Source organism: Microbacterium resistens (assembly GCF_021172025.1).
Classification (GTDB): Bacteria; Actinomycetota; Actinomycetes; order Actinomycetales; family Microbacteriaceae; genus Microbacterium; species Microbacterium resistens.
The window spans coordinates 3,235,713-3,262,666 of sequence record NZ_CP082781.1 but is presented as its reverse complement, the minus strand read 5'-3'; the positions used below and the strand labels follow the sequence as shown (position 1 = coordinate 3,262,666).

Sequence of the window (26,954 nt, the reverse complement as noted above, 5' to 3'; positions counted from 1 at the left end):
TGCACATTGATGCTCAATCATGACTGATATGCTCACCGCATGCTCACGACCACACGTCAGGCCCGCATCCTGGATTCCCTGCGCGCCGACGGCCAGGTGACCGTCGAAGAACTCGCCGACCAGTTCGGCGTCTCCGCCTCGACGATCCGACGCGATCTGAACGCGTTGAGCGCCGACGGCCTGCTGCGTCGGGTGCGCGGCGGAGGCAGCATCGAGTCCGACCGCGTGCCGTTCGCCGACGTGCAGCACCAGCAGCCCGAGGAGAAGGCGCGGATCGCGGCACGGGCCGCGGAGATGGTGCGCGACGGCGACATCGTCCTCCTCGACATCGGCACGACCACCGCCCTGCTGGCCCGGGCGCTCCGCGGCCGGCGGATCACCGTGGTGACGTCCAGCCTCGCCGCCGTCGACCAGCTGCGTGACGACGACGCCGTCGAGCTCATCATCCTCGGCGGCGCGGTGCGGAAGAACTACAACTCCATGGTCGGCGCGCTCACCGAGCAGGCTCTCGCCCAAATCCGCGCGACCGTCTGCTTCCTCGGCACGAGCGGCATCCGCGCCGACGGCACGATCATGGACACGACGGGCATGGAGGTGCCGATCAAGCGCGCCATGATCGAGTCCTCCCAGCGCGTCGTCGTCCTCGCCGACGCGACGAAGCTGCCGGGCGTCGGACTGCTCAGCGTGTGCGGCCCGGAGGCGCTGGACGCGGTGGTGACCGACGCGGATCCGGGGGCGCCGACCGTCCGGACCCTCCAGGAGGGCGACGTCGAGGTGGTGTTCGCATGAAGCTGACGATCGTCGGCGGCGGCGGCTTCCGCGTGCCCCAGGTCTTCGAGGCGGTCGCCGCGGACGGCGCACCGACGCGGATCGACGAGCTGTGCCTGTACGACGTGGCACCGGAGCGCCTCGACATCATCCGGGCCGTCATCGACGAGCTCGCTCCGTCCTATCCCTCCGCGCCGCGGGTCACGACGACCACGGACGTCGTCGAGGCGATGCGCGGCGCGGACTTCGTCTTCTCCGCCGTGCGCATCGGCGGCACCCGCGGGCGGATCGTGGACGAGCGCACGGCCCTGGACCTCGGCGTGCTCGGACAGGAGACCGTCGGACCCGGCGGCCTCGCCTACGCCCTGCGGACCGTGCCGTTCATGACGGAGCTCGCCCGAACCATCCGCGACGTGGCCCCGGACGCCTGGGTCATCAACTTCACGAACCCCGCGGGCATCGTCACGGAGGCGATGCGTCAGGTGCTCGGAGACCGTGTGGTGGGGATCTGCGACACCCCGATCGGCCTCATGCGCCGGGCGGTGGCCGCCTCCGGGGCATCGGCCGGGTCGGACATCACGTTCGACTACGTCGGCCTCAACCACCTCGGCTGGCTCCGGTCCGTCTCCGTCGACGGGCGGGATGTGCTCCCGGACGTGCTCGGCTCCGACGCGTCCCTGGAGTCGATCGAGGAGGCCCGTCTCATGGGCTTCGACTGGGTCCGCACGATCGGGGCGCTGCCGAACGAGTACCTGTACTACTACTACTTCACGCGCGAGGCGGTCGCCTCGATCCGTGGCGCCGCGGCGACGCGCGGCGAGTACCTCGACGAGCAGCAGTCCGCGTTCTTCGCCGCACCGCCGGCGCAGCCGCTCGAGGAGTGGCAGCGCGTGCGGCACGCCCGTGAGTCGACCTACATGGCCGAGTCGCGCTCCGAAGGCGAGAGCCGCCATGAGGAGGACGTCGACTCCGGGGGCTACCAGCAGGTGGCGCTGGACCTCATGGCCGCGATCGCCACGGGGCGCCCCGCGACGATGATCCTCAACGTCCGCAACGGCTCGCTCGTGCCGCAGCTGCCCGAGGACTCCGTGGTCGAGGTGGGCTGCATCGTGGACGCCGAGGGCGTGCACCCGTGGCCGATCGCCCCGGTGCGCGGCGACATGCTGGGCCTGATGACGCAGGTGAAGTCCGCCGAGCAGCTCGTGATCGAGGCGGCCACGCGCGGGTCCCGCGAGCTCGCATGGCGCGCGTTCGCCGCCCACCCGCTCGTGGACTCGGTCTCCGTGGCACGGAGGCTCGTGGACGGCTACCGCGCCGGCTTCCCGTCCCTGGGCGACCTCCTGCACTGACCCGCACGCCCGGTCGTCGAGCGATCGGAGCGAGACGAACGCCCCCGGTCACCACCCCCGGTCGTTGAGCGAGCGAAGCGAGACGAAACGCCCCCGGGTCACCGCGTTTCGTCTCGTCGCTGCGCTCCTCGCTCAACGACCGAACACCCCCGGCCGTTGAACGAGCGAAGCGAGACGAAACGCCCCCACCCCGCGAAACCGGGTCACCACGTCTCGACTCGTCGCTGCGCTCCTCGCTCAACGACCGAGGACGACCGATCCGCGCGGGACGAAACGCCTCAGCCGAGGAGGGGGCGCTGGGCGGTGCGCTGCTGCTCGTACTCGGCGCGGGCGCGCTGCGCCGATGCGGTCTCCGAGACCTCCGCCACGGGCACGTCCCACCAGCCCTCCCCGTCGGGGGCGTAGATCGTCGGATCCGTCTCGATGTGGATGAGCGTCGAGCGCTCCGACGCCTTCGCCGCGGCGAGCGCCGCGCGAAGATCGTCCGCCGCTGACGGCGACGGTGCGATCTCGACCACGTCGATCCCGTAGCTGCGGGCGTTCATGGCGAGATCCACCGGCAGGATCTCGTCCCCCTGGAAGTTCCGCGCCCGCGGATCGTAGGCCCGGTACTTCGTCCCGAAGCGCTCGGCGCCGATCGTGTCCGACAGGTGCCCGATCGAGGCGTAGCCGTGGTTCTGCACGAGCACGACGATGAGCTTGATCCCCTCGGCCACCGCAGTCGCGAGCTCCGAGCTCAACATGAGGTAGGAGCCGTCGCCCACCATCACGACGACGTCGCGGGAGTCGCCGTCGGCGAGCAGGCCGCGCTTGGCGCCGAGGCCCCCGGCGATCTCGTATCCCATGGTCGAGTACGCGTACTCCACGTGGTAGCCGAGGGGATCGCTCACCCGCCACAGCTTGTGCAGATCCCCGGGCAGGGATCCGGCGGCCTGGACGATCACGTCCTCGTCCGCGAGCGCTCCGCGCACCACCCCGATGACCTCGGGCTGCCCCGGGCGCGCGAGCCCGGAGGGGGCGAACGCGGCGTCGACCGCCGCGTCCCAGCGCGCCTTCTCTCCGACGACCCGATCCGCGTACCCCGGATCCACCCGGTGGTCCGCCAGCGCCTCGGTCAGCGCCACGAGGGTCTCCCGGGCGTCGGCGACGATCGGCAGACGCGAGCCGTGCTTGTACGCGTCGAACGATGCGACGTTGACGTTCACGAACACGGCGTCGGGGTTCTGGAACGCCGTGCGCGACGCCGTGGTGAAGTCGCTGTAGCGCGTGCCGATACCGATGACGACGTCTGCGTCCGCGGCGATCCGGTTCGCCGCGGTGCTGCCCGTCGCGCCGACGCCGCCGAGGTACTGCGGGTGGTCCCAGGGCAGGGATCCGCCGCCCGCCTGCGTCGTGCCGACCGGGATCCCCGTGGCCTCGGCGAAGGCGCGCAGCGCCTCCTCGGCGCCGGAGTAGAGCACGCCGCCGCCCGCGACCACGAACGGACGCCGGGCGGAGCGGATCGCGGCGACCGCACGCTCCAGCGGACCCTTTTCGGGAAGCGGGCGACGCAGGTGCCACTCGCGCTCGGCGAGGAACTCCTCGGGCACGTCCAGCGCCTCTGCCTGCACGTCCTCCGGGAGCGCGATGGTCACCGCCCCGGTCTCGGCGGGGTCGGTGAGCGTGCGCATCGCGGCGAGCGCGATGGAGAACAGCTGCTCCGGACGCTGCACCCGGTCGAAGAACACCGACAGCGGGCGGAACGCGTCGTTGACCGTCAGCCCGGTGTCCCGCGGCACCTCCAGCTGCTGCAGCACCGGGTCGGCGACGCGGGTGGCGAAGGTGTCGCTGGGCAGGAGCAGGGCGGGGAGCCGGTTCGTCGTGGCCAACGCCGCGCCGGTGAGCATGTTGGTGGCGCCGGGGCCGACCGAGGCGGCGGACGCGAACGTGGCCCGCCGCCGGTGCATGCGCGCGAAGCCGACGGACTGATGCACCATGGCCTGCTCGTTGCGGGCCTGGTAGTACGGCATGAGGTCGGGCTCGGCGAGGTTCGCCTGGTGCAGCGCCTGTCCCAGCCCGGCGACGTTGCCATGGCCGAAGATGCCGAAGACGCCGGGGATCGTGCGCTCCCGGATCGTCCCGTCCACGGTCCACTGGCGGGCCAGGAACTCGACCAGGGCCTGCGCGACCGTCATCCGCCTCGTCTGCATCAGCGTGCTCCTTCGTCCGTGTAGGGCAGGCGCGGATCCACGTCCTGCTCCTGCCACTGCTCCCGCACCCAGGCGTGCGCCGGGTCGTCCGCGATGAGCCACGCCCTGTCCGGGTCCGGCCCCGCCATCACGTTGAGGTAGTAGAGGTCGTAGCCCGGCGCGGCGGCGGCCGGGCCGTGGTAGCCGTAGGGGACGAGGACCACATCGCCCGTGCGCACGCGCGCGTCCACCTCGATCTCGCCCGCCGGGGACGAGGACGTGGCGAAGGTCCCGAACGCGTCGGCCGCGGGGCGCGGCACGGTGCCCCGCTCGGGCGCGGACTCGAAGTAGTAGATCTCCTCCAGCCGCGTCTCGTGGCCGGGGACGTGCTCGTCGTGCTTGTGCGGCGGATACGAGGACCAGTTGCCGGCCGGGGTGATCACCTCGCACACGATGAGCCGTTCGGCCTCCAGCGCCTGGGGCGTCCCGAAGTTGTGCACCTGACGGCTGGACGCGCCGGCACCGCGCAGCTCGACGGGGGTGTCCGCGGCCGCGATCCGGCGGGTCGGATGGATCGCCTCCGTCCGGGACGACGCCACGGCCACGCGGCCCGCTCCCGTGATCTCCGCGGTGGCCGCGGCCGAGAGGTAGAGCACGTCGGTGGGGCCGTCGAACACGGAGGCCCGCCCGTCGAGGGCCGTCTCGGAGGTGCGCCCCTCCTCCGTATGCACCACGGTGAAGGAACCGGCGAGCGGCACGACCAGGCGTTCGACCCCCGTCTCCCCGAGCGTCAGCCGCCCGCCGCCGCCGAGCACGCCGATGCGCAGACCGGTGTGCTCCCATCCGGGGAGCGTCTCGTCGACGACGCTCTCCCAGCCGTCCCGGGACAGCGTGCCGCGCGGGTGGACCCACTGCGGGTCGGTCGTGCTCATCCGGTGCTCCTGACTCGCTCAGCCGTTCTGCGGGAAGCCGAGGTCGATGCCGCCGTGCGTCGCGGGGTCGAGCCAGCGGCTGGTGATCGCCTTCTCCCGCGTGAAGAAGTCGAACCCGTGCACGCCGTACGCCTTGGCGTCGCCGAACAGCGACGCCTTCCACCCGCCGAAGGAATGGTAGGCCACGGGGACCGGGATCGGGACGTTGATCCCGATCATCCCCACCTGGACCTCGTGCTGGAACCGCCGGGCCGCGCCGCCGTCGTTGGTGAAGATCGCGGTGCCGTTGCCGAAGCGCCCGGAGTTGATGAGGTCGACGCCCTCCTGGTACGAGGCGACGCGGACGACCTGGAGGACCGGGCCGAAGATCTCCTCCTGGTAGGCGCGGGAGGTGGTCGGGAGGTCGTCGATGAGGGTGGGGCCGAACCAGAACCCGTCCTCACGTCCGTCGATGCGGAGGTCCCGCCCGTCCACGACGATCCGCGCGCCGTCCTGCTCGGCGATGTCGACGAAGGACGCCACGCGGTCCCGGTGCTCGCGCGTGATCAGCGGCCCCATGTCGGGCTCGCCGTCGGGGCCTCCGGCGCCGTCCCCGACGCGCAGGGTGGCGATCCGCTCCGCGATCCGGTCGATGAGCGCGTCCGCGACCGGCTCGACGGCGAGCACGACGGAGATCGCCATGCACCGCTCCCCCGCGGCGCCGTATCCGGCGTTCACCGCCTGGTCGGCGACGAGGTCGAGGTCGGCGTCGGGGAGTACGAGCATGTGGTTCTTCGCGCCGCCGAGCGCCTGGACGCGCTTGCCGTGCCGGGACGCGGTCTCGTAGATGTACTGGGCGATCGGGGTGGACCCGACGAACGAGATCGACGCGACGGCCGGGCTCGTGAGCAGCCCGTCCACGGCGGCCTTGTCGCCCTGGAGGACGGTGAAGACCCCGGCCGGGAGCCCCGCCTCGGCCCAGAGCTCCGCCAGCCACAGCGCGGCGGAGGGGTCCTTCTCGCTGGGCTTCAGGACGACGGCGTTACCCGCGGCGATCGCGATGGGGAAGAACCACATCGGGACCATGGCCGGGAAGTTGAACGGGGAGATGATGCCCACGACGCCGAGCGGCTGCCGTAGCGTGTAGACGTCGACCCCGGTGGAGGCGTTCTCGGAGTAGGCGCCCTTCGTGAGGTGCGGGAACCCGCAGGCGAGCTCCACCACCTCCTGACCGCGCAGGATCTCGCCCATCGCATCCGAGCGCACCTTGCCGTGCTCGGCGGTGATGAGCGCGGCCAGCTCGTCGCGGCGCGCGTTCAGCAGCTCGCGGAACGCGAACATCACCGTCTGCCGTTTGGCGATCGAATACCCGCTCCACTCGGCGAACCCGCGCTCGGCGGAGGCGATCGCGGCGGCGATCTCGTCTTCCCCGGCCAGCGCGACGCGGCCCGACACCGCTCCGGTCGCGGGGTTGTGCACGGGAGCGGTGCGGCCGTTCTCAGGGGCGTGGGGCGCGCCGTCGATCCAGTGCGGGATCAGGGGCGCGGCGGTGTCGGTGGTCATCGATGGTCCTTGTCTGGGGGTCGGGCGTCCGGCGGGAGTCCCGTCGTCAGGACGCGGAGGTGAGGCCGGGGTGGACGAGGGAGGCGGCGATGTCGATCGCGGCCGCGACGTCGATGTCGGCGGAGTACAGCAGGGTGCGTCCGACGGTCAGGCCGCGCACACCCGGGAGCGAGAGGGCGTCCTCCCACGAGGAGAACGTGTCGTCGGGATCCGCGCCCGCATCCCCGCCGAGCAGCAGCACCGGCATCGTGGTCGCGGCGACGACCCGTTCCATGTCCTCGACGACGGGGAGCTTCATCCACGTCCGCGCGCTGCTCGCGCCGAGCCCCGAGGCGATGGCGATCGAGAGGATCACCCCCTCGGGGCTGAGGTCGTTGGCCACCCTCCCGTCGACGCGGCGGCTGAGGAACGGCTCGAGCATGATCGGCAGCTCCGCGCGGGCGGCGGCGGAGACCGCGGCGGCGGTCGCCTCGAGGGTGGCGGCGGTGCCCGCATCGTCCAGGTCCACGCGCACCAGGGCCTTCGCGAAGTCCACGCCGGACTCGACCATCGCGGGGACGTCGTATCCCGTGTAGCGGTCGTCCATCTCGAAGGAGGCGCCGCGGAGCCCGCCGCGGTTCATCGAGCCGACGAGGATCTTGTCGTCCAGCAGCCCGAGGACGGCGAGGTCCTCCAGGACGTCGGGGGTCCCGAGCACGCCGTCCACGCCGGGGTGGCGGAGCGCGATCGCGAGACGCTCGAGGAGCTCGTACCGGTCCGCCATGGCGTACGGGGAGGAGCCGACCGCGAGGGCGCCGCGCGCCGGATGGTCGGCCGCGATGATGAACAGCCGTCCGTCGTCGCGGATGACGTCGCGCCGCCGGCGCCGAGCGAGGATCGCGGGGATCTCCCCCGGGCTCTCGGCGCGCACGGTCCGCAGCCGCGCGAAGTCCTCCTCGGTCAGCACGGACATCAGCGCTCCCCCTCCACGATGCGGGCGACCTCGTCCTCGGTGGGCATGGCCGTCGAGCACTCCCGCCGCCCGGCCACGATCCCGCCCGCGACGTTGGCGTACGTGAGCGTGCGCTCCAGGTCCCACCCGGCGAGCAGACCATGGCAGAGCGCGCCGCCGAAGGCATCCCCCGCCCCGAGTCCGTTCACGACGTCCACGACGGTCGCCGGGACCTCGATCCGCTCGGTCCGGGTCTTGGCGAGGACGCCCTTCGGCCCCTGCTTGACGATCGCGAGCTCCACGCCGCGATCCAACAGCGCGTCCGCGGCCCGCTCGGGCTCCGTCTCGCCGACGGCGACCTCGCACTCCTCGCGGTTGCCGACCGCGACGGTGGCGAAGGCGAGCGCACGCTGGATCTCGGTCCGCGCCGCCTGCACGTCGGCCCAGAACATGGGCCGGTAGTCGAGGTCGAAGACGGTGTGGCGGCGACGCTCCCGCAGTGCGAGCAGGTCGATGTGCGTCTGCCTGCTCGGCTCCTCGCTGAGTCCCGTCGCCGTGAACCACATCAGCGCCGCCCCGCGCACGGCCTCCGGGTCGACGTCGGCCGGAACGATCTGCAGGTCGGGCGCCGTGGGCTCCCGGTAGAAGTACAACGGGAAGTCGTCCGGGGGGAAGATCTCACAGAAGGTGATCGGGGTCTTGTACGTCGGGTCCGTCGGCACGAACGCATTGCGCACGCCGAGCCGCGCCAGCTCGTCCTGGAGGTAACGGCCGAAGGGGTCGTCGCCCACCCGGGAGAGCAGGGCGACGTCGTGGCCGTACCGGGCGGCGGCGACCGAGACGTTGGCGGCGCTTCCCCCGAGGTACTTCCCGAAGCTCGTCACCTCGGCCAGTCCCACGCCGTCCTGCAGCGGGTACAGGTCGACGCCGAGGCGTCCGATCGTGAGGATCTCCGGTATCGATCGGTCCTGCGCCATCTCGCCCCTCTCCTCGGCCTATATGTCCTTACATTATCACTTAGGTGTCGAGACGGCGACGGATCGTGACGACCTGACCGCCCGGCACGGACAGCGATCCCGGATCCGCCGCGCCCTCCGGCCGGCCGTCCAGATCCGTCCGCGTCCATGCCCCCGGCGCGGCGAAGCCCAGGACACGTTCCTCGTCGAGGTAGTTCACGAACCGGAGCTCCGCCTGATCGTCGACGCGGCGCGCCGACTCCAGCACGACGTCGCCGTCGAGCACCCCCGCCACGGCGGGCGCGGGAAGCGGCAGATCCCGTTCGCCCGTCCCCCGCACGACGATCGGGTCGTGCCGGAACAGATCCGAGGCGCGGACGATCGCGGCGTCATCGGACGAGGGCAGGATCGCGAGGTCCGTGTGGACGGCCACACCGAGGTACTGCGCGCCCGGGACCGGGATCTCGGACCCGGCCGGCTCGTCGCGGAGCGGATGGAGGTTGACGCTCATCATCCCCACGGAACGGGAGAGGGTGAGCGCCAGCGCGTCGTCGCCGCCCGGGGCGGACACCAGTTCGTACTCCGTGAGCTTGCGGACGAGCACGGCCGCACGGCCCGCCGCGGCGAAGCGGTAGGCCGGGTAGGTCGGCAGCGGGTACTCGCCCCATCCGCCCTCGGCCTCGCGTCCGCGCACGGTGATGCCGTACTGCCCGGCGCTGCGTGAGGCGTCCAGGTCCACACCGCCGACCGGCACGAGAACCCTCAGGCGGTGGTCGGAGGCGGTGTTGACGTGGTCGACGCCGACCCGCAGGAACGGCTCGCCCTCGCGGAGCTCGACCGTCGTCTCCACGACCAGCGGCACGGTCGCGGAGGAACGGCGACGGCTTTCGTCGAGGCCCTCGGGAACGTCGTAGGCACGGCGGATGAGGAGGCGCCCCCGCAGCGGCCCCTCCTCCTGGACGACGATCTCCACCGACCGGGGCGTCGTCACGGACGAGGAGACGCCGCCCTCGTCCGCGACCGGTCCGTAATTGTAGGAGTCGCCGCGGTCGCCGTCGTCGACGATCGTCAGAGCGCCGTCGAGGACGGTCCCGTCCGCGGCCTCGATCCGCACCGTCCCGTCGTCCGCCACGGTCGCGGTCAGCGCGGCGTTGGCGAGGCTGCGCGCGGTCACCCGCACGGGGTCGGTCGGGGCGGGCGCTGCGGTCTCGGACACGGCCGCCAGTCCGAGCCCGGGCACATCGGCCGCGAGCAGGGCGCGCCGACGAGGATCCGCGATGGTCTCGACATGCCAGACCGCCTCCCCCTCGGGGTCCGCCGCCACGCGCTCCTCGAGCTCCGCGGTGAAGGCCGCGAGGTCCCACACGCCCTCCGGGCTCTCCGCCACCCGGAACCGCAGGGACGACGCACCCCACGCGTAGCCGTTGATCTGCTGTCCGAACAGCTCCCGGCCGTGGATGCGGCGGAGGATCTTCGGCAGGTCGGCCGTCCGCAGGCGCTCGTCGCCGAGGACGGTGGGGAGGGGGTCGAGCAGCTGCACGCCGGCGGAGAGCTCCCGCGCCTCCGCGTCGTGCAGCGTCACCTCGACCTGGGTGCGCCGCGCGGCTCCCGCCGGGTTGAACACGAGGTGCTGCGCCGGGGTGACGCCCCGCGCGAGGTCGCGCATCACGCTGTCGATCACGCCGCGTGCGATGTGCCCGGCCGTGTGGATGCGCGTGCCCACCTGCTCGGCCGTCGCGTCGACGCCGCAGCCGGTCACCGAGTCGTGCGCGGTGCTCTCCACGAGGCGATACCACGCGGTGTCGAAGAACCGGCGGTGGTCGCGCGAGCCGAAGACGAGGTCCAGTCGTTCCGCGGCGGCGAGCGCGCGCTCGGTCCGCCCCATCTCGGCCTTCAGGTTGGTGCGGATCGAGAACACTCCCGGGAGGAGGTTGCCGCGCGCATGCGAGCGCAGCTCGCCGCGGACCGAGGGAAGCCGCTCGAGTGCGGCGTCGTCGGTGCCGTATCGGGCCAGGTGCTCGTCGAGCGTCGCGATCGACATGCGCGGTGCGCCGCCGAGCGCGTCGTAGGCGGCGACGACCTCGGCGAGGTCCTCGGGCGGAGCGGAGTGGTCGGTCCCCAGCATGGCGAGGACCGGGTCGTCCCCGTACCAGGAGGCGGTGCGCGCCGCGTAGTCCGGGGCGAGGTCGGCGAGCTGCCCCGCGAGCGCGAACATGTCCAGACCGTTCCCGTACCCGTCGAACAGGTACTCGCAGCGCACGGCGTCGCCGTTCGGCGCGGTCCAGGCGAACGCGTGCTCCCGCACGGCGGCCGGCGCGCCGCGCCAGAGGGCGCCGTGGCGGATCCCGAAGCCGCGCAGGATCTGGGGCATCTGCGCCGCGTGCCCGAACATGTCGGGGAGATACCCGACGGGCATGACCCCGCCGAGCCGCGCGCTGGCGGCACGGCCGAGCTCGAGGTTGCGCACGATGGTCTCCCCGTCGCACGCGAACTCGTCGAGCAGGATGAGGAAGGGTCCGAGGCTCAGGCGCCCCTCCTCGACCAGGGCGACGACCCGGTCGCGGTTCTCCGGCCGCATCTCCAGATAGTCCTCGATCGCGGCCGCCTGCCCGTCGAGCGTGAACCGATAGGCGGGCTCCTCCTCCAGCAGCACGAGCAGCCGGTCCAGCATGTGCACCAGCCGCAGCCGGAACACGTCGTGCGGCTCGTACCACTCCCGATCCCAGTGGGTGTGCGGGACGACGACGATCTCACTGCTCACGGACGGGGCTCCGGTTCTCTCGGGGGCGGTTCGGTGGGGGCAGGGCGACGGTTCAGGCGCTGAGCGCCAGGATCCGCCGGTCGGGGTGCAGCAAGGAGTACGGGCCGGCGGCGGGATCCGCGTCGAACTCCGCACGGGCTCCGTGGACGGTGCGTCGGCCGCCGAGACCGTCGACGAGGATGAGCCCGTCCGCGTCGATCGCGACGAGCGCGCCGTCCAGGCGCAGCAGGACGGGCGCGGTGAGGACGTCCGGGACGGTCAGGCCGTCCCGTTCCGTGACGCCGCCCATGATCGCCGTGCGCCCGGCGGCGACGCCGGCGAGGATCGCCTCGGCGCTGGGCTCCTCGGCCGCGACCCAGGTCGTGGGGGTCCCGGGCCCTACGCGCTGACCGCGCATGTGGAAGTCGGACCCGCCCAGGAGGGTGACCCCGGTGCCCCACCTCGCGAAGAACGCGAGCGGTGACGTCGCGATGAGCTCCCGGTACCACTCCGAGTGCCACAGCTCCAGCGCGCGCGGCAGCCGTTCCAGCGGGTGCAGCCACGAGCAGTCCCCGCCGAGCGGATGGTTCACGCTCAGCACCCCGCCGCGGCGATCGACCTCGTCGACCCATTCCTGAGCCGGTCGGCGGAAGTCGATCCAGCCGATGTCGCCGAAGGCGTTGGCGTGGCCCCGGTGGGTGGTGACCTCCTGCCCCGGCAGCAGCGTGATCCCCTGCCGTGCGCCGACCGAGGGGAGGTGCGCGTGATGGCTGGTGGTGTTGTGATCGGTGACGGAGAGGAAGTCCAGGCCGGCTGCGGCGCCGAGCGCCGCCAGGCCGGAGATGCTCTCCTGGCCGTCCGAGTGGAGAGTGTGCCCGTGGAAGTCGCCGGCGTACCAGCGCATCCCGGCGGGAGCGGGCAGCCCTCGCGCGCTCCCGCGCGGCACGCTGCGCACCGGGGCGGCCTCCGGACCGTGGTCGATGCCCGACTCCGCCGGCGTCCGGACCTCCACGACCACGTCCGCGCCGCCCGGCGCCAGCCGGTGCACGCCCAGGATCACGGTCCATTCGCCCTCTTCGAGGGGCCCGGGGAGGTAGCCGGGCGTGGCGTCGTCCGCCCGGATGACGTACGACGTCCGCGCTCCGCCGGACCATCCGCGCCAGCCCGCCGCCCCCTCGCACCCGAGGTCGATCACCGCCGCGGCCGCGTCGTAGGCGATGCGGACCTCGATCGAGTCGGTCCCCGTGGGGACCTCGAACGGCACCCGCACGTAGCGGTCCTCGTTCTGGATCTCGTGCGTGAGGTGCAGCGCGGTGCGGTCGATGGCCATCAGCCGATGCGCTCCGTGCTCTCCTCGTCGAACAGCAGCGCTCGCGAGAGGTGGGGGACCACCCAGCCTCGCGCGCCCGGCTCCGGCTCATGCTCCTCGGGGACGACCACCTGCAGCTTGTGCTCACCGGCGCCGACGAGGACGAGGGTGCTCGCCCCCAGCGTCTCGGTCACGATCACCTCAGCGGGGATCCCTCCGGCCGCGGGCTCGGTCGACCAGGTGACGTACTCCGGCCGGATCCCGAACACGACCCGCTGCCCCTCCGCGACCAGCGCCGCGGTCTCGGCGGGCAGCGGCACCGCGGTCTCGCCGATCCGCACGGTCCCCGCGGACACGGCGGTGGGGATCAGGTTCATCGGCATGGATCCGATGAACCCGGCCACGAACGTGTTGTTCGGACGGTGGAAGATCTCCCGCGGCGAGCCGATCTGCTGGAGCTTCCCGGCCTTCATGACGGCGATCCGGTCGGCGAGCGCGAGCGCCTCGGCCTGGTCGTGCGTCACGAACACCGTCGTGACGCCCAGGTCGCGCTGCAGCTCCTTGAGGAAGGTGCGCGCCTCCAGACGCAGCCGCGCATCCAGGTTCGACAGGGGCTCGTCGAGCAGCAGGACGTCGGGCCGGGTGGCCACGGCACGGGCGAGCGCGACACGCTGCTGCTGTCCGCCGGAGAGCTGCCCGGGGCGACGCTCGATCAGGCCGTCCAGGGACAGCCCGTTCGCGACCGACTCCGCCGTCGCGCGGCGCTCCCCCTTCGCGACCCGCCGGATGCGCAGGGGGTAGGCGATGTTGTCGCCGACGTCCATGTGCGGGAACAGGGCGTAGTCCTGGAAGACCATGGCGACGCCGCGCTCCCCCGGCTCGGCGTTGGTCACGTCCTTGTCGCCGATCGTCAGGCGGCCGGAGGTGATGCTCTCCAGGCCCGCGATCGAGCGCAGCAGCGTGGTCTTCCCGCATCCGGAGGGGCCGAGGAGCGCGAAGAACTCGCCGTCGGCGATCTCCACGTCGATGCTGTCGACGCCGCGCACCCCGCCGGGGTACTCCTTGACGAGCTCGTGGGCTGAGATTCTGGCCATCAGGACTTGATTCCTCCGTGGAAGCGGAAACCGTAACGTCGGTTGACGAAGAAGTAGATGAGGAGGACCGGCACCGAGAACACCAGCGAGAACGCGGAGATCAGGCGCAGATCCGCCTGTCCGCTCTCGGTGTAGAAGGTGTACATCAGCACGGCGGCCGGCTGCATGTCGGGCGTGCGCAGCAGGAGGAACGGGACGAGGAAGTTGCCCCACACCTGCACGATGGTCCAGATCGCGATGAACGCGAGGCCGGGCCGGGCGATCGGCACGACGACGTCCTTCAGGATCCGGAACGGGCCCGCGCCGTACAGCCGCGCGGACTCCTCGTAGGACTTCGGGATCGAGTCCATGAAGTCCTTGAGGATGAAGATGACCGTCGGGAGGATCCCTCCCGCGAGCACCAGGATCACGCCGACGTGGGTGTTGATGAGCTGCAGCTGGGTGATGAGCTGGAACGTCGGGACCATGGCGGCGGTGCCCGTGACGATCGAGGACAGCAGCAGCAGCGCGTACAGGATCGCGTCGCGCCCGGGGATGTTGATCCGGCTCATCGCGTAGGACGCGAGCGCCCCGAGCACGATGACGACGACCATCGTGCCGATCCCGAGCAGGAGCGAGTTCCCGATCGATCGCAGCGCGTAGGGGTTCTCCGCCAGGCGCGCGAAGCTGTCCAGGGTCCAGTCCGGCCACGACACCGTCAGCGACGGCGTCGCGTCGAAGGGAGCGAGCACGAGCCAGACCATCGGCAGCGCGAAGAACAGCGACACGACGACGAGCACGAGCACGAAGAGCACGCGCGAGACGAAGTGGATGACGGACCGGTCGCGGGCGACGGTCTTCACGGCGGACATCATGCGCGGGCCTCCTTCGCGCTCTTCGATCCGGTCTTCCGTCCGCTCTTCCCGCTCCGGCCCCGGGAGACGCGCATGTACATCAGGGCGATGACGAGGTTGATGAGGAGCATGATGAGCGAGATCGCCGCCCCGAGCCCCAGCTGACCGCCCGGGATCGCCGTGCGGTAGATGTACACGGAGAGGATGTCGGTGGCTCCGTTGGGCCCTCCTGCCGTGAGCAGGTAGGGCGTGAACGTGTTGAACGTCCACAGCGTGATCAGGAGCGTGTTCGTCAGCAGGTGGCCCTTGATGTTCGGCAGGATCACGTCGCGGAGCTGCTGCCAGGTGTTCGCGCCGACCATCCGCGCGCTCTCCAGCTGCGACGGTGGCACGGCGCTGATGGCGGAGGAGAACAGCTGCATCGAGAACGCCGTCCCGACCCAGACGTTGAAGATGATGATGCACTCCATGGGGTGCTGGATCAGCCAGGCCGCCCCTTCCGTGCCGAGAAGCGCGTTGAGGGTGCCGCTGCGGCGGTCCAGGAGCGCGAGCCACAGGAACGATGCGACCGAGGCCGGGATCACCCAGGCGGCGAGCACGAGCGTCTCCACGGTCGTCTTCACCCAGCCGCGGACGTTGCGCAGCATCCACGCCAGCGCGAAGCCCAGCACGGTCTGGCCGATGATGCCCGACACGAGGACGAAGACGAGCGTCAGCCAGAGCGAGTTCCAGAACTTCGGGTCGGCGAGCGCCTGGGAGAAGTTGTCCAGCCCCACGAACTGCGGGTTCGCCGCGGCGAGGCCCGTGAGCCGGTAGTCGGTCATCCCCAGGTAGACCGTCCACAGCGCGGGGAAGAGCAGGAACAGACCGATGAGGATCAGGCCGGGAGCGGCGAACAGCGTCGCCCGGACGCGGCCCAGCCCCGCCACGTCCTCCGCCCGGCGCCGGCGGGGGGCGCGGACGCCCCCCGCCGGCATGGTCGCGTTCGCGGTCACTTCGAGATCGCGTCCTCGCCCACGACCCCTTCGAGACCGCCGACGTACGTCTTCAACGCGTCGTCGACCGAGGTGCCCGTGGCGACGTCGAGCGTGGCCTGCTGGAGCAGCACCGACACCTGCGGGTAGGCCGCGAGGCCGGGACGGTAGGCGGTGATCGGGAGCACCTCGTCGTTGACGAACGTGAGCATCTTGTCGCTCGCGAGGATCTTCTCGTTCACGTCGGTGCGCGGCGTGATCGAGATGGTGCCCGCGACGCGCGCCTCGAACGCCTCCGGCGAGTTCATGAACGCCAGCAGCTCCCACGCGAGCTCAGGGTTCTTCGAGTTCGGGTTGAGCACGCGACCGGTCCCGCCCGACATCGAGACGAAGTCCTGGCCGTTGATGCCCTTGCCCGGCTTCACGGCCGGGATCTTCGCGTAGCCCACGACCTCGTCGCGATCGGCCATCGGAGCGGTTCCGACGCCCTCGGCGGGGTTGATCACCGATCGCCAGAAGTAGTCGCCCTCGAGGAGGATGCCGATCTTGCCCTCGGCGAAGAGCTGGAACGACGTGTCGCGTCCGGAGGCCTCCTGCTGCAGCACCGGGTCGCCCAGTCCCTCGTCGACGTAGATCGTCTTGTAGAGGTCGAGCGCCTCCTTCAGGCCGTCGCTCGCCCCAATCCACTTCCCGTCCTCGTAGACCTCCTCGCCGGTGCCGACGATGAGCGGGAGCAGACCCTGCATGGTCGTCGCCTCGCCCATCGCGGTGCCCGCGTTGAGCTGGATCGGCGTCACGCCCTCGACCTTCTTGAGCGCCTTCGACGCCTCGATGATCTCGTCCCAGCTCGTGGGCTGCCAGTCCTCAGGCAGTCCCGCCTCGGCGAAGAGCGTCTTGTTGTAGTACAGGACGCGGCCGTCGGCGCCCTGCGGGACGCCGTACCGGTCGCCGTCGAACGACAGCGCGTTCTGCACGGCCTCGGGGATCTGCGCCCAGCCGTCCCAGTCGTCGGAGGACGCGGCCACGTCGGCGAGCGGCTTGATGTACCCGGCCTCGGCGAACTCCCCCACCCAGATGCCGTCCATGCCGATGATGTCGGCGCCCTTGCCGGACTGCAGGTCCAGGGCGATCTTCGTCTTGTAGTCCTCGTCGTCCACGCCCTGCGGCTGGAACTCGACGGTGACGTCCTTGCCGTCGGCCTTCATCGCCTTCTCGAACTCCGGGACGACGTAGTCGGCGATCCAGTCCGCCTCCGCTGCGTTCTTGCCCCCGGTGATCGAGTTGGCGGTCAGGGTGAGCGTGACCGGGCCGGATTCTCCGCCACCGGATTCCCCGCCCGCGTCGCCGTTCGAGGCGCCGCCCGAGCAGCCGGCCAGCACGACCGCACCGGCGGCCGTGAGCGCGAACGCCGTCAGAAGCCGGCGCTTTCCGTTCGTGATCATTGTCGACCTTTCTGTGTGACGACCGGTGTGCGCGCCCGGCCGTGCTGAGGTGTTGCGGGACGGGACTACTGCTCCGATGCGGCCTCGACGCCCGGATCGAGCGCGAGGCCCTTCGAGACCGCGAGCGCACGGATGATCCGCTGCCCGACGCGCACGTCGTCGACCGACTCCTCGACGCCCGCCCCGTCGGGACGCTCGCCGCGGACCAGCGCCGCCAGCGCGGACAGCTCGTTCTCGAAGGCCTCCTGCTGCATCCAGCGCGACTCGGTCACGCTGATGCCCAGCTCCGGATCCCCCTGCGTCACGCGCAGGACGGTCGGGAGGTTGGTCACGTACGGCACCCCGAAGACGAGCTCGATCGTGCCGCCCTCGTGGTGGAAGGCGACGGTCTCGCGGTAGTCCGGGTAGCCGTCGATGTAGTGCCAGTCGATGGTCCACGGCGTCTCGTCCCGGGCGAGCGTGCCACGCGCATGGACGGATCCGGGCATCTTCGGGCCCCAGTGCTCGGCGTGGTGGACCTCGCCGAGTCCGCCCACGAGCATCCGCAGCAGGCCGACGTCGTGGATGATCGACCCGAGCACCACGTTCGTGTAGAGGGTCCGCAGATCGACGGGCAGCGAGGCGCCCACGGCCGTGTCCACGACGTCGGAGGTCGCGGACAGGATCGGCGCGAGCATCTCCGGGGTCACGTCCCCGGTCGGCGCGGCCAGGCGCGCATAGGCGAGCTGCGACCCGTCGAGCGGGTGCAGGACCTGCACGCTGACCGCACGCAGCGTGACGTCGGCGAGGAGCTCGGCGGCGCGCCGGGAGGCGTGGTCGTACTCCTTCATGTAGCCGACCCGCACCCAGTCGCGCAGGTCGACGCCCGCCCCGTCCGCGTACGTGCGCAGGGCGTCGAGCTCGGCGAGCGAGTAGGACAGCGGCTTCTCGGCGAGGACCCGGATCCCGGCGCGGACGAGCCGGAGCACGTCGCCCGCGTGCGATCCCGTGGTGGCGAGGATCGCCGCGTCGACACGGGACTCACCGCTTTCGACCGCGTCCGCCAGGGCCTCCACCGAGGCGAACCGGCCCTCGTCCGCGACGCCGTACCGCGCCGCCATGTCCGCGACCCGCTCCGCGGAGAGGTCCACCAGCGCCGCGATCTCGAAGTCCTCGGCGTTGCGGCGCAGCAGCGGCAGGTGCACGCTCTGGCTGATCGCCCCCAGGCCGATGACGGCCACCCGCGTCCTGGTCATGCGAACCACCGCCGCAGCGCCTCGCGGTTCGCGACCTGATCGGTCCGTGCGCGGTCGATCTCCTCGATCGAGCGCGGGACGACGTCCTGCTCCACGACGAGCCAGCCGGAGTACCCGTCGTCCACGATCTCCTGCACCAGCGCATCCATGTCCAGATCCCCTTCGCCGAGCGCGACGAACACGCGCTTCTCCCAGACCGAGCGCATCGGGTCGTCGGCCTCCATCGCCTCCGCCAGCACCCGGGTGCGGGCGTCCTTGAGGTGGAGGTGGTTGATGCGGTCCTTCCAGCGGCGGTAGTCCGCGAGCGGGTCCCCGCCGCCGATGAGCAGGTGGCCGGAGTCGAAGGTGAGGCCCACGTCGGTGGAGGCGAGGAACGCGTCGACCTCGGCGGGCGTCTCCACGTGGGTGCACGCGTGGTGGTGGAAGGTGGGCTCGAGCCCGCGGGCGCGCACGCGCTGTGCCGCGATCCCCACCCGCGCGGCGAAGCGGTCCCAGTCCGCGCCCTGGAGCATCAGCTCGGGTGCACCGCCCGGACGCGCCCGACGCTCGGCGCTGCCCGCGTCGGCCAGGGTCGGCAGCGGAGCGAGCGCGGGCCCCGCCTCCGCGGCGGCCACGAACACGTCGAGCGTGTCGTCGAGTCCCGCCAACGCGGCGTCGAACGTCTCCTGATCGGCGGTGAACGGCAGATCGACCCAACCCCCGGCCAGCTCCAGCCCGTGGCGGCGGAGGCGGTCCACGAGCTCCTCCCCGCGCCCGAGGAGTCCCACCGGCCCGAGGTCGATGCCCTGGTATCCGGCCTCGCCGATCCAGGCGGCGAGCTCCTCCCCGTCGGGCAGGGCGACGAGATCGGGCCGGGCGAGCTCGAAGACCCCGTAGCTCACCGGCGCGTTCGCGATGCGGATCACGCGTGTTCCTTTCCTCATCGAAGGAGCAGACCCCGCTCGGAAGGGTGTGGAGCCCGGGTCCGCCGAAATGTTAGCAAGTAACGACATATGCATCAATGGGTGTCCTGATGAACGCTCGGAGACCTCTCGCGGACGGGGAGGAGACGCCCGGGGAAACGACGCTCGCAGCGCGAGACCACGGCTTCCGGGGCGTTCCCGAGGCCAATCGTCCGATTGTCGCTACAATATGACCGCGTCGCTTCGGCGCGGCGTCGCAGAAAGCGGGGATCGATGGCCGACGACACCGTCCACTGGCCGAACGAGCTGTTCGCCGACATCGACCGGACCGGCCCCGTCCCCCTCTACTTCCAGGTGTCCACGCGGCTCCAGCAGGCGATCCGCTCGGGGACGATCCCGGCCGGGGCCCGCCTGGAGAACGAGATCTCCATCGCGGAGCAGCTGGGCGTCTCGCGCCCGACCATCCGGCGGGCGATCCAGGAGCTCGTGGACAAAGGCCTGCTCGTGCGTCGCCGGGGCATCGGCACCCAGGTGGTGCAGGGCTCGGTCACCCGGCAGGTGGAGCTCACCAGCCTCTACGAGGATCTGCAGAGCGCGCACCACGAGCCCGGCACCGAGGTGCTGGTGCACGAGGTCGTCCCCGCGGACGACCAGGTCGCGGCCGCCCTGGGCTGCGAGCCGGGGACCGAGGTGCTGCACCTGCGCCGCCGGCGCAGCACGGACGGCGTCCCCGTCGCGGTCCTGGAGAACTACCTGCCCGCCGAGTTCGCCGTCGTGACCGCGGAGCAGCTCGAGGCCCGCGGCCTCTACCAGATCCTGCGCGCCCGGGGAGTGGCCATCCGGGTCGCCAAGCAGACGATCGGCGCGCGACGGGCCGAGGACGACGAGGACGAGCTGCTGGGGATCGACGAGGGCGGCCCCGTGCTCACGATGGAGCGCGTGTCGTTCGACCAGTCCGGCGCGGCCGTCGAGTTCGGCATCCACTGCTACCGCCCGGACATGTACAGCTTCGAGACGACCCTCGTGGCGAAGTAGCCCGCCCGGTCGCTCACCGGCCCCAGCGAGGGTCGTTGAGCGAGCGCAGCGAGACGAAACGCCCCAGCCGCGCGTCACCACGTTTCGTCTCGTCGCTGCGCTCCTCGCTCAACGACCGACACGCCCCCACCGGTCGTTGAGCGAGCGCAGCGAGACGAAACGCCGACGCCCTCCGGCAGACTGGAGGGCATGGAACCGTGGATGTGGATCGTCGCCGTCGTCGTGCTGCTCGTGATCGCGGGGGTCCTGGTGCGGTCGCTGAGCCCGAAGCGCCCGGAGCCGCTGAGCCCGGCGACCGCCTCCGCGGCGCCGGCGACGACCGCCATTCCGATCGCGCGCGCGGACGGCACGATGGATCCCGCCGTGGTGGCCGAGATCGACCGGCTCGTCGCGACGGACCAGAAGATCGCCGCGATCAAGGTGCTCCGCGATCACCAGCCCCTCTCCCTGCAGGAGGCGAAGGACCGGATCGACGTCTGGATCCCCGGCTCGGCGCCTCAGCCCGCGTCGGCCGCGCCGCGCGGCTTCTCCGCCGACTCCCTGCCGCCGACGACCCGCGCGGAGATCGACCGGCTCGTCGCCGCCGGACAGCCGATCGCGGCGATCAAGATCCTCCGGGAGGCGACCGGCCTCGGACTGAAGGAGTCGAAGGGCGTCATCGACTCGTGGCGCTGACGACCTCTCCCCGCTGAGAGGATGGACCCGACCCGAAGGAGACCCGCATGACCGATCGACTCGCCCGCGCCCGTTCCGCCGGAGTGCTCGCCGTGCTCCGCGCCCCGTCGCCCGAGTCCGCGCTCGACACGGCCGAAGCCCTGATCCGCGGCGGCATCAGCGGCATCGAGGTGACCTACTCCACCCCGGACGCCCCGGCCGTCATCCGAGAGCTCATCTCCCGTCACGGCGCGGACGCATACGTCGGGGCCGGGACCGTGACGACCCCCGCCGAGGCCGCCGCCGCCGCGGAAGCCGGGGCGGAGTTCCTGGTCTCGCCGGGCACCCGCCCCGATCTGACCCGGGCGATGATCGAGACGGGCACCGTGGTCATGACCGGGGCGCTCACCCCGTCGGAGATCATGGAGGCGCGGGAGCTCGGCGTTGACGTGGTGAAGATCTTCCCCGCCTCCCTCGGCGGCCCCTCCTACCTCAGCGCGCTGCGCGGCCCGTTCCCGGACGCCCCACTCATGCCGACCGGCGGCGTCACCCCCGACAACCTCGCGGAGTGGTTCGCCGCGGGGGCCGTCGCCGTGGGCGCCGGGGGCGACCTGGCGCGGGGCGCATCGATCGCCGCGGGAGACTGGGCGGACATCGAGCAGCGCGCCGTGCGCTTCGCCGCCGCCCTCGCCGCCGTTCGCCGCTGACACGCGCACGCACCGGCGTCCCGCACACCGGAGCGCTTCCCGCCCGTCGAGGCACGGGTCCCGAACCACTCGGCTCCCGCACAGCCGCATTTGGTATACCAATTGCATGACGCTCTTCCGCGCACCCCGCCTCCCCGGCGCCGTCGCCGCCGCGGTCCTGGCCGCGACGGCGACCCTGCTGGTGACCGGCTGCGCTCCAGCAGCCGAGGACGGGTCACCGGCCCCGCCGGCCTCCCGCACCCCCGCGCCGAGCATGACCGCCCCTTCCCCGACGACCCCCCGAACGGAGACCGAGATGGCCGCGATGGACTCCGCCCTGTATTCCGCCGCCGCCACCGGTGACGCGGCGGCGGTCCGCACCGCGATCGAGGGCGGCGCGAACCTCGAGACACGAGGAGAGGCCGGCATGACGCCGCTCGTCGCCGCGACCAAGGAGAACCACGTCGAGGCCGCCCGCGCGCTGATCGAGGCCGGGGCGGACGTGAACGCCAAGGACGACATCCAGGACTCCGCGTACCTCTATGCCGGCGCGCGCGGGCACGACGAGATCCTGCGCCTCACCCTGGCGCATGGCGCGGATCTCGCGAGCACGAACCGCTTCGGCGGCACCGCGCTGATCCCCGCCTCCGAGCGTGGCCTGCTCTCCACGATCGGGATCCTGCTGGAGGCCAGGGTCGACCCGGACCACGTGAACGACCTCGGCTGGACGGCCCTGCACGAGGCGATCGTGCTGGGCGACGGCTCCGAGCGCTATGTGCTCGCCGTGCGCGCTCTCCTCGACGGCGGTGCGGATCCGACGATCCCCGACGGCAACGGCACCGCGCCTCGCGACCTCGCGCGGCAGCAGGGCTACGACGCCATCGTCGCCGAGCTCGACAACGCCCGTCCCCGGTAGCCGAGTGGTCAGTTTCTGTGGGTTGAGACGCCGCGAACCCGCAGAAACTGACCACTCGAGAGACGGGGGCCGTCGTCGGCGTCAGTCGAGGAAGATGTCGGGGTACAGCCGGTCGTCCGGCGTCCCGGGAACGGCCGCGTACGCGGAGAAGTCCGTGACGCCGTCCGCCTCGAGCACGTCCTCCACGATGAGGGACTGCCCGGTGTACTCGAGCGCGGGCTTGGTCAGCACGGCGTACGCCGCGTCCGCATAGATCTCGGGCGTGCGGCTCGCGGCCATCACCCGATCGCCGCCGAGGAGGTTCTGCACGGCGGCCGTCGCGATCGTCGTTCTCGGCCACAGGGTGTTCGCAGCGATCCCGGCCTCGGCGAACTCCGCGGCGAGCCCCAGTGTCACCATCGTCATGCCGAACTTCGCCAGCGAGTACCCGGTGTGCGCGCCGAGCCACCGCGGCGTCGGGTTCAGCGGCGGCGACAGCGACAGGATGTGCGGGTTCGGCGAGTCCTTGAGGATCGGGATCGCCGCGCGAGACAGGAGGAACGTCCCGCGCACGTTCACGTCCTGCATCAGGTCGTACTTCTTGGCCGGGAGGTCCAGCGATCCGGACAGGTCGATCACGCTCGCGTTGTTGATCACGGCGTCGATCCCGCCGAACTCGCCCTGGGTCTTCAGCACCGCCTCGGTGATGTCGTCGTCCTCCCGCACGTCTCCGACGATCGGGAGCGCTCGGCCGCCGGCCGCGCGGATCTGCTCCGCCGCGGTGTGGATCGTGCCCTCGAGCTTCGGATGCGGCGTGTCCGTCTTCGCCAGCAGCGCGACGTTCGCGCCGTCCGCCGCCGCGCGCAGGGCGATCGCGAGGCCGATGCCGCGGCTTCCGCCGGACATGAGGATGGTCTTGCCGGCCAGCGGCTTGGTGTCGGTCATGGTGCTCCTCGGGGTCGTGTCGGGGTGATGCGCCGCCATCCGCTCCGGTGGACCGGAGCGACGGATCGCGGCGCGAGAGCGGGCGGCCTACTTCGGCGCCATGCGGATCGCGCCGTCGAGGCGGATCGTCTCGCCGTTGAGGTAGCCGTTCTCGACGATGTGCTGGACGAGCGCGGCGTACTCGTCGGGACGCCCGAGCCGCTGCGGATACGGCACCTGCTGGCCGAGCGAGGCCTGCGCCGCCTCGGGGAGTCCCGCGAGCATGGGCGTCTCCATGATCCCGGGGGCGATCGTGCACACGCGGATCCCGTAACGGGCCAGCTCCCGCGCGATCGGCAGGGTCATGGCATGCACGCCGCCCTTCGACGCGGCGTAGGCGGGCTGTCCAATCTGCCCGTCGAAGGCGGCGACGCTCGCTGTGTTGACGACGACGCCGCGATCCCCGCCCTCGGTCGGCTCGGTGCGGGCGATCGCCGCGGAGGCATGCGAGATCACGGTGTAGGTGCCCACGAGGTTGATGCGGATGATCCGCTCGAAGCCGGACACGTCCGTCGGATTGCCGTCGCGGTCCAGCACCTTCGCCGGGGGCGCGATGCCGGCGCAGTTCACGACGATCCGCAGCGGCGCCTTCTCGGAGGCGCGCTCGACCGCCGCGCGCACCTGGTCGACGACCGTGACGTCGGCCGGAGCGAAGGCGAAGCCGTGCTCCTCGGCGACCGCAGCGCCGTCGGACCCGGGCAGGTCGACGATCGTGACGACCGCGCCGGCCTCCGCCAGACGACGGGCCGTGGCGAGTCCGAGTCCGCTGGCGCCTCCGGTGACGAGAGCGCCTGATCCGTGGATCTGCATTCGTGTTCTCCTTCGAACGGGTGAGCCCGAGTCCCAGCCTAGGCGGTCCTGAGTCCCACCGCGGTCATCGCCGGAGCGGGCCCGGCGCGGGCGGGTCTCGCGTGCGAGCCTACGTCAGCGCGCGTCTGGCGGGGAGCCCGGCCACGGCGGCGCCGCGTCGGCGGCCACCGGGCAGGATGGAGGCATGACCATCCCGTCCGAGCCCGTCACGATCCCCGACCGCGTCCGGGACCTCGGCGGCGACGCCGAGCTCGTCTGCGTGTGGAGCAACGACTATGGCGGGCTCACGTTCCGTGCGACTCCGACGGGCGGCGAGGCCTTCTACGTCAAGTGGGGACCACGCAACGCCGAGTCCTCCATGCGCGACGAGGCCGAGCGGATGCGCTGGGCGGGATCGTGGATCCGGGTCCCCCGCGTCCTCGCGCACGGCGAGGACGACACGCACGAGTGGCTCGTGACGACGGCGGTCGAGGGGCTGAGCGCGGTGGATCCGCGCTGGGCCGACGAACCCGAGACCGCGGTGCGCGCCGTCGGGGAGGCGCTGCGCACGATGCACGACGCGCTGCCCGTCGCGGAATGCCCCTGGGAGTGGACGGTCCCCGCCCGCATCGCGAACGCGGCGGCGCGCGGGCTCGTGGTCCCCGAGGCGCTGCGGACCCCGCCCGCCGTCGACCGGCTCGTGGTCTGCCACGGGGACGCCTGCATGCCGAACACGCTGATCGGTCCGGACGGACGCCCGGCCGCGCACGTTGACCTCGCCGCGCTCGGGGCGGCCGATCGCTGGGCCGACATCGCGGTCGCCTCGATGAGCACGGAGTGGAACTACGGCCCCGGGTGGGACGACGTGCTCATCGAGGCGTACGGCGCAGAGCCCGATCGGGAACGGCTCGCGTACTACCGCGATCTGTGGAACGCCACCGATCGCGCCGGCTCAGTAACGCAGGCCGTGCCCGAACCGGAAGGTCGGGTCCTCGGTGTCGAACGCCACGTCGGAGCGACTCGCGATGACGGCGGCGTCGGACCTCGGCAGGTCGAACGGCAGCGCCCCCTGAGGACCGCGGTCGCCGAACAGCACCGCGAGCACGGCCTGGTCGGACGCGCCGTAGTCGGCGAGCACGGCGCGGGCGGACTCCTCCAGGCCGCCGAGCACGGCGGGGCGGTCGAGGTAGACGTCGATCACGGTCGGCACGGTCTCGGCGATCCGGGTGAGGCGCGCGTGCTCCTCGACCGGGAATTCCAACGACCCGGAGTGGAACATCGCGGAGAACCCGCCGCGGTCCCGGTCCTCGAACGGCGCCTTGATGCGCAGGATCGCGACGTCCGCCTCCTCGGGCGTGGCCACGACCGTGGCGAACCCGCCGAGCACCTCGGCGTCCACGCCCTCGGCGTAGACCGAGACGCCCCGCGACAACGGCAGGATCGCGTCGGTGTTCGTCAGGAGCGTGAGGGAGTCGCTCTGCGCGGCGAGCCCCTCCTCGACGAAGTCCGCGCGGCCGACCACGGCCTCGGCGCGGTCCTCGTCCACGAACGGGTCGTCGAAGAGCCCGAGGCGGAACTTCTCGCGCAGCAGCCGCCGGACCGAGACGTCGAGACGCTCCTCGGAGACCGCACCGCTCCCGAGGAGGTCCAGGAGGACGTCGGTGCACAGCTCGCCGCCGAACTGGTCGACGCCGGCGTCGAGCGCCTTCACCATCCGTTCCGGGCGGGTCAGGTGCTCCAGCCCCCACGCCCGCGCCGGCATCGGCGTGCCGAGGATCTCGGCGTCGGTGAGCAGGCCCCAGTCCGTGCAGACGATGCCTTCGAAGCCGAGCCGGTCGCGCAGCAGATCGGTCAGGACATCCTTGTTGAAGCCGAACCCGACCTCCTCCCAATCGGTGCCGACGGGCTTGCCGTAGTAGGGCATCATCTGCGTGGCGCCGGCGCCGATCGCGGCGATGAACGGCCGGAGGTGGTACTCCTGCGCTCCTCCCGGATACACCTGCTCCTTGCCCCACTCGAAGTGCGGATCCTCGCCGTCGAGCTGCGGCCCGCCTCCGGGGAAGTGCTTGACCATGGTCGCCACGGAGTCCGGTCCGAGCTCTTCGCCCTGGAAGCCGCGGATGTAGCCGACGACGAGCGCGGAGGTGAGGTCCGCGTCCTCGCCGAACGTGCCGTTGATGCGCGACCAGCGCGGCTCCGTGGCGAGGTCGATCTGCGGGTGCAGCGCCACCCGCAGCCCGACGGCGAGGTACTCCTGCCGCGCGATGTCGCCGAAGCGCTGCAGCCGCTCCGGCGAGCGCAGCGCGGCGAAGCCCAGCGTCTCCGGCCACTGGGAGAAGGGCCCCGCAAGGATCGAGGTGAGGGGGTTGTCGCTGAACGCGTGGCGCGGATCCGTCGAGAACGTGAGGGGGATGCCGAGGCCGTCCTCCCGCGCCACGCGCTGCAGCGCGTTGTGCCAGGCGGCGAACTCCCGTCCGTCCGGGGCGGCGCCGAGGATGTTGAAGTGGTTCATCCGGCGCTTTCGCACCATCGACTCCGCCGACGGGATCCCGAACGTCGGGTTGCCGACGGACGGGTCGCCGAACGCGACCATGGTGTGGAAGAGCATGCCCGCCTTGTCGGCGGCGTCCATGCGCGACAACACGTCCTCCACCCGCTGCTCGACCGGCAGCGCCGCATCCTGGTACGGGAAGCGCACCTCGTCCTGTGTCATTCCAACTCTCCTCACTCGATCGC

22 protein-coding genes and 1 pseudogene are annotated in these 26,954 nt (G+C 71.8%); 7 read left to right on the top strand and 16 right to left on the bottom strand.

Going from position 1 to position 26,954, the window contains the following annotated elements:
• Window positions 1–39 precede the first annotated feature (39 nt).
• Both K8F61_RS15425 and K8F61_RS15420 read left to right on the top strand, forming a co-directional pair.
• Window positions 40–789 (top strand): DeoR/GlpR family DNA-binding transcription regulator, encoded by a 750-nt coding sequence (locus K8F61_RS15425; RefSeq protein WP_067245192.1) that lies wholly within the window; start codon window positions 40–42, stop codon window positions 787–789.
• Window positions 786–2,117 carry a 6-phospho-beta-glucosidase gene (locus K8F61_RS15420; protein ID WP_067245194.1) on the top strand — a complete coding sequence of 444 codons (1,332 nt, stop codon included), beginning with the start codon at window positions 786–788 and terminating at the stop codon, window positions 2,115–2,117. The genes K8F61_RS15425 and K8F61_RS15420 overlap by 4 nt, the downstream gene beginning before the upstream one ends.
• A gap of 278 nt (window positions 2,118–2,395) precedes the next feature.
• On the opposite strand, the gene iolD is transcribed toward K8F61_RS15420, so the two are convergent.
• From iolD to K8F61_RS15355, 13 genes are all read right to left on the bottom strand, one after another.
• Window positions 2,396–4,306 carry a 3D-(3,5/4)-trihydroxycyclohexane-1,2-dione acylhydrolase (decyclizing) gene (gene iolD, locus K8F61_RS15415; protein WP_231819744.1) on the bottom strand — a complete coding sequence of 637 codons (1,911 nt, stop codon included), beginning with the start codon at window positions 4,304–4,306 and terminating at the stop codon, window positions 2,396–2,398.
• On the bottom strand, window positions 4,306–5,217 hold the full coding sequence (iolB, locus tag K8F61_RS15410; protein ID WP_231819743.1) for a 5-deoxy-glucuronate isomerase: 912 nt from the start codon (window positions 5,215–5,217) through the stop codon (window positions 4,306–4,308). The genes iolD and iolB overlap by 1 nt, the downstream gene beginning before the upstream one ends.
• A gap of 18 nt (window positions 5,218–5,235) precedes the next feature.
• On the bottom strand, window positions 5,236–6,759 hold the full coding sequence (locus tag K8F61_RS15405; protein WP_067245203.1) for a CoA-acylating methylmalonate-semialdehyde dehydrogenase: 1,524 nt from the start codon (window positions 6,757–6,759) through the stop codon (window positions 5,236–5,238).
• A 46-nt stretch (window positions 6,760–6,805) separates the two neighbouring features.
• Entirely contained in the window at window positions 6,806–7,711 is a 906-nt protein-coding gene (locus K8F61_RS15400; RefSeq protein WP_067245205.1) for a Cgl0159 family (beta/alpha)8-fold protein, read from the bottom strand.
• On the bottom strand, window positions 7,711–8,667 hold the full coding sequence (gene iolC / locus K8F61_RS15395) for a 5-dehydro-2-deoxygluconokinase (protein WP_231819742.1): 957 nt from the start codon (window positions 8,665–8,667) through the stop codon (window positions 7,711–7,713). Before iolC ends, K8F61_RS15400 begins: the two co-directional genes overlap by 1 nt.
• Before the next feature lie 40 nt (window positions 8,668–8,707).
• Complete coding sequence (locus tag K8F61_RS15390) at window positions 8,708–11,407, bottom strand: glycoside hydrolase family 38 N-terminal domain-containing protein (RefSeq protein WP_231819741.1); 2,700 nt, start codon at window positions 11,405–11,407, stop codon at window positions 8,708–8,710.
• Between the two features lie 52 nt (window positions 11,408–11,459).
• A complete protein-coding gene (locus K8F61_RS15385) occupies window positions 11,460–12,716 on the bottom strand; it encodes a CehA/McbA family metallohydrolase (RefSeq protein WP_231819740.1) in 1,257 nt (418 codons plus the stop codon).
• A complete protein-coding gene (locus tag K8F61_RS15380) occupies window positions 12,716–13,789 on the bottom strand; it encodes an ABC transporter ATP-binding protein (RefSeq protein WP_231819739.1) in 1,074 nt (357 codons plus the stop codon). Before K8F61_RS15380 ends, K8F61_RS15385 begins: the two co-directional genes overlap by 1 nt.
• Entirely contained in the window at window positions 13,789–14,643 is an 855-nt protein-coding gene (locus K8F61_RS15375) for a carbohydrate ABC transporter permease (protein ID WP_217996208.1), read from the bottom strand. The genes K8F61_RS15380 and K8F61_RS15375 overlap by 1 nt, the downstream gene beginning before the upstream one ends.
• Window positions 14,640–15,617: a carbohydrate ABC transporter permease gene (locus K8F61_RS15370; RefSeq protein ID WP_231819738.1), complete on the bottom strand. Its 978-nt coding sequence runs from the start codon at window positions 15,615–15,617 to the stop codon at window positions 14,640–14,642. Before K8F61_RS15370 ends, K8F61_RS15375 begins: the two co-directional genes overlap by 4 nt.
• Complete coding sequence (locus K8F61_RS15365) at window positions 15,614–17,038, bottom strand: extracellular solute-binding protein (RefSeq protein ID WP_067245214.1); 1,425 nt, start codon at window positions 17,036–17,038, stop codon at window positions 15,614–15,616. Before K8F61_RS15365 ends, K8F61_RS15370 begins: the two co-directional genes overlap by 4 nt.
• Window positions 17,039–17,103: 65 nt before the next feature.
• The gene (locus K8F61_RS15360; protein WP_231819737.1) at window positions 17,104–18,273 is read right to left on the bottom strand and encodes a Gfo/Idh/MocA family protein; all 1,170 of its coding nucleotides are present in this window, start codon (window positions 18,271–18,273) and stop codon (window positions 17,104–17,106) included.
• Window positions 18,270–19,178, bottom strand: a complete 909-nt coding sequence (locus tag K8F61_RS15355) for a sugar phosphate isomerase/epimerase family protein (RefSeq protein WP_231819736.1) — start codon at window positions 19,176–19,178, stop codon at window positions 18,270–18,272. Before K8F61_RS15355 ends, K8F61_RS15360 begins: the two co-directional genes overlap by 4 nt.
• Before the next feature lie 270 nt (window positions 19,179–19,448).
• Here K8F61_RS15355 and K8F61_RS15350 point away from each other — a divergent pair, with 270 nt between their 5' ends.
• The 4 genes from K8F61_RS15350 to K8F61_RS15335 all read left to right on the top strand — a co-directional run bounded on the left by K8F61_RS15350 (window position 19,449) and on the right by K8F61_RS15335 (window position 22,466).
• Window positions 19,449–20,210 (top strand): GntR family transcriptional regulator, encoded by a 762-nt coding sequence (locus K8F61_RS15350; RefSeq protein WP_067245220.1) that lies wholly within the window; start codon window positions 19,449–19,451, stop codon window positions 20,208–20,210.
• A gap of 189 nt (window positions 20,211–20,399) precedes the next feature.
• Window positions 20,400–20,885: a ribosomal L7/L12 family protein gene (locus K8F61_RS15345; protein WP_067245223.1), complete on the top strand. Its 486-nt coding sequence runs from the start codon at window positions 20,400–20,402 to the stop codon at window positions 20,883–20,885.
• Between the two features lie 47 nt (window positions 20,886–20,932).
• Window positions 20,933–21,571: a bifunctional 4-hydroxy-2-oxoglutarate aldolase/2-dehydro-3-deoxy-phosphogluconate aldolase gene (locus K8F61_RS15340; RefSeq protein ID WP_231819735.1), complete on the top strand. Its 639-nt coding sequence runs from the start codon at window positions 20,933–20,935 to the stop codon at window positions 21,569–21,571.
• Between the two features lie 106 nt (window positions 21,572–21,677).
• Window positions 21,678–22,466, top strand: coding sequence for an ankyrin repeat domain-containing protein (locus K8F61_RS15335; protein ID WP_231819734.1), 789 nt, complete (start codon window positions 21,678–21,680; stop codon window positions 22,464–22,466).
• An 81-nt stretch (window positions 22,467–22,547) separates the two neighbouring features.
• On the opposite strand, the gene K8F61_RS15330 is transcribed toward K8F61_RS15335, so the two are convergent.
• Together K8F61_RS15330 and K8F61_RS15325 are read right to left on the bottom strand one after the other, a co-directional pair.
• Complete coding sequence (locus K8F61_RS15330) at window positions 22,548–23,390, bottom strand: SDR family oxidoreductase (protein WP_231819733.1); 843 nt, start codon at window positions 23,388–23,390, stop codon at window positions 22,548–22,550.
• An 87-nt stretch (window positions 23,391–23,477) separates the two neighbouring features.
• Window positions 23,478–24,239 (bottom strand): SDR family NAD(P)-dependent oxidoreductase, encoded by a 762-nt coding sequence (locus tag K8F61_RS15325; RefSeq protein ID WP_231819732.1) that lies wholly within the window; start codon window positions 24,237–24,239, stop codon window positions 23,478–23,480.
• A 184-nt stretch (window positions 24,240–24,423) separates the two neighbouring features.
• Here K8F61_RS15325 and K8F61_RS15320 point away from each other — a divergent pair.
• A pseudogene (locus tag K8F61_RS15320) lies at window positions 24,424–25,071 on the top strand (phosphotransferase); the annotation flags it as partial.
• A gap of 99 nt (window positions 25,072–25,170) precedes the next feature.
• Here K8F61_RS15320 and K8F61_RS15315 read toward each other — a convergent pair.
• Entirely contained in the window at window positions 25,171–26,931 is a 1,761-nt protein-coding gene (locus tag K8F61_RS15315; RefSeq protein WP_231819731.1) for a glycoside hydrolase family 3 protein, read from the bottom strand.
• Between the last annotated feature and the right edge of the window lie 23 nt (window positions 26,932–26,954).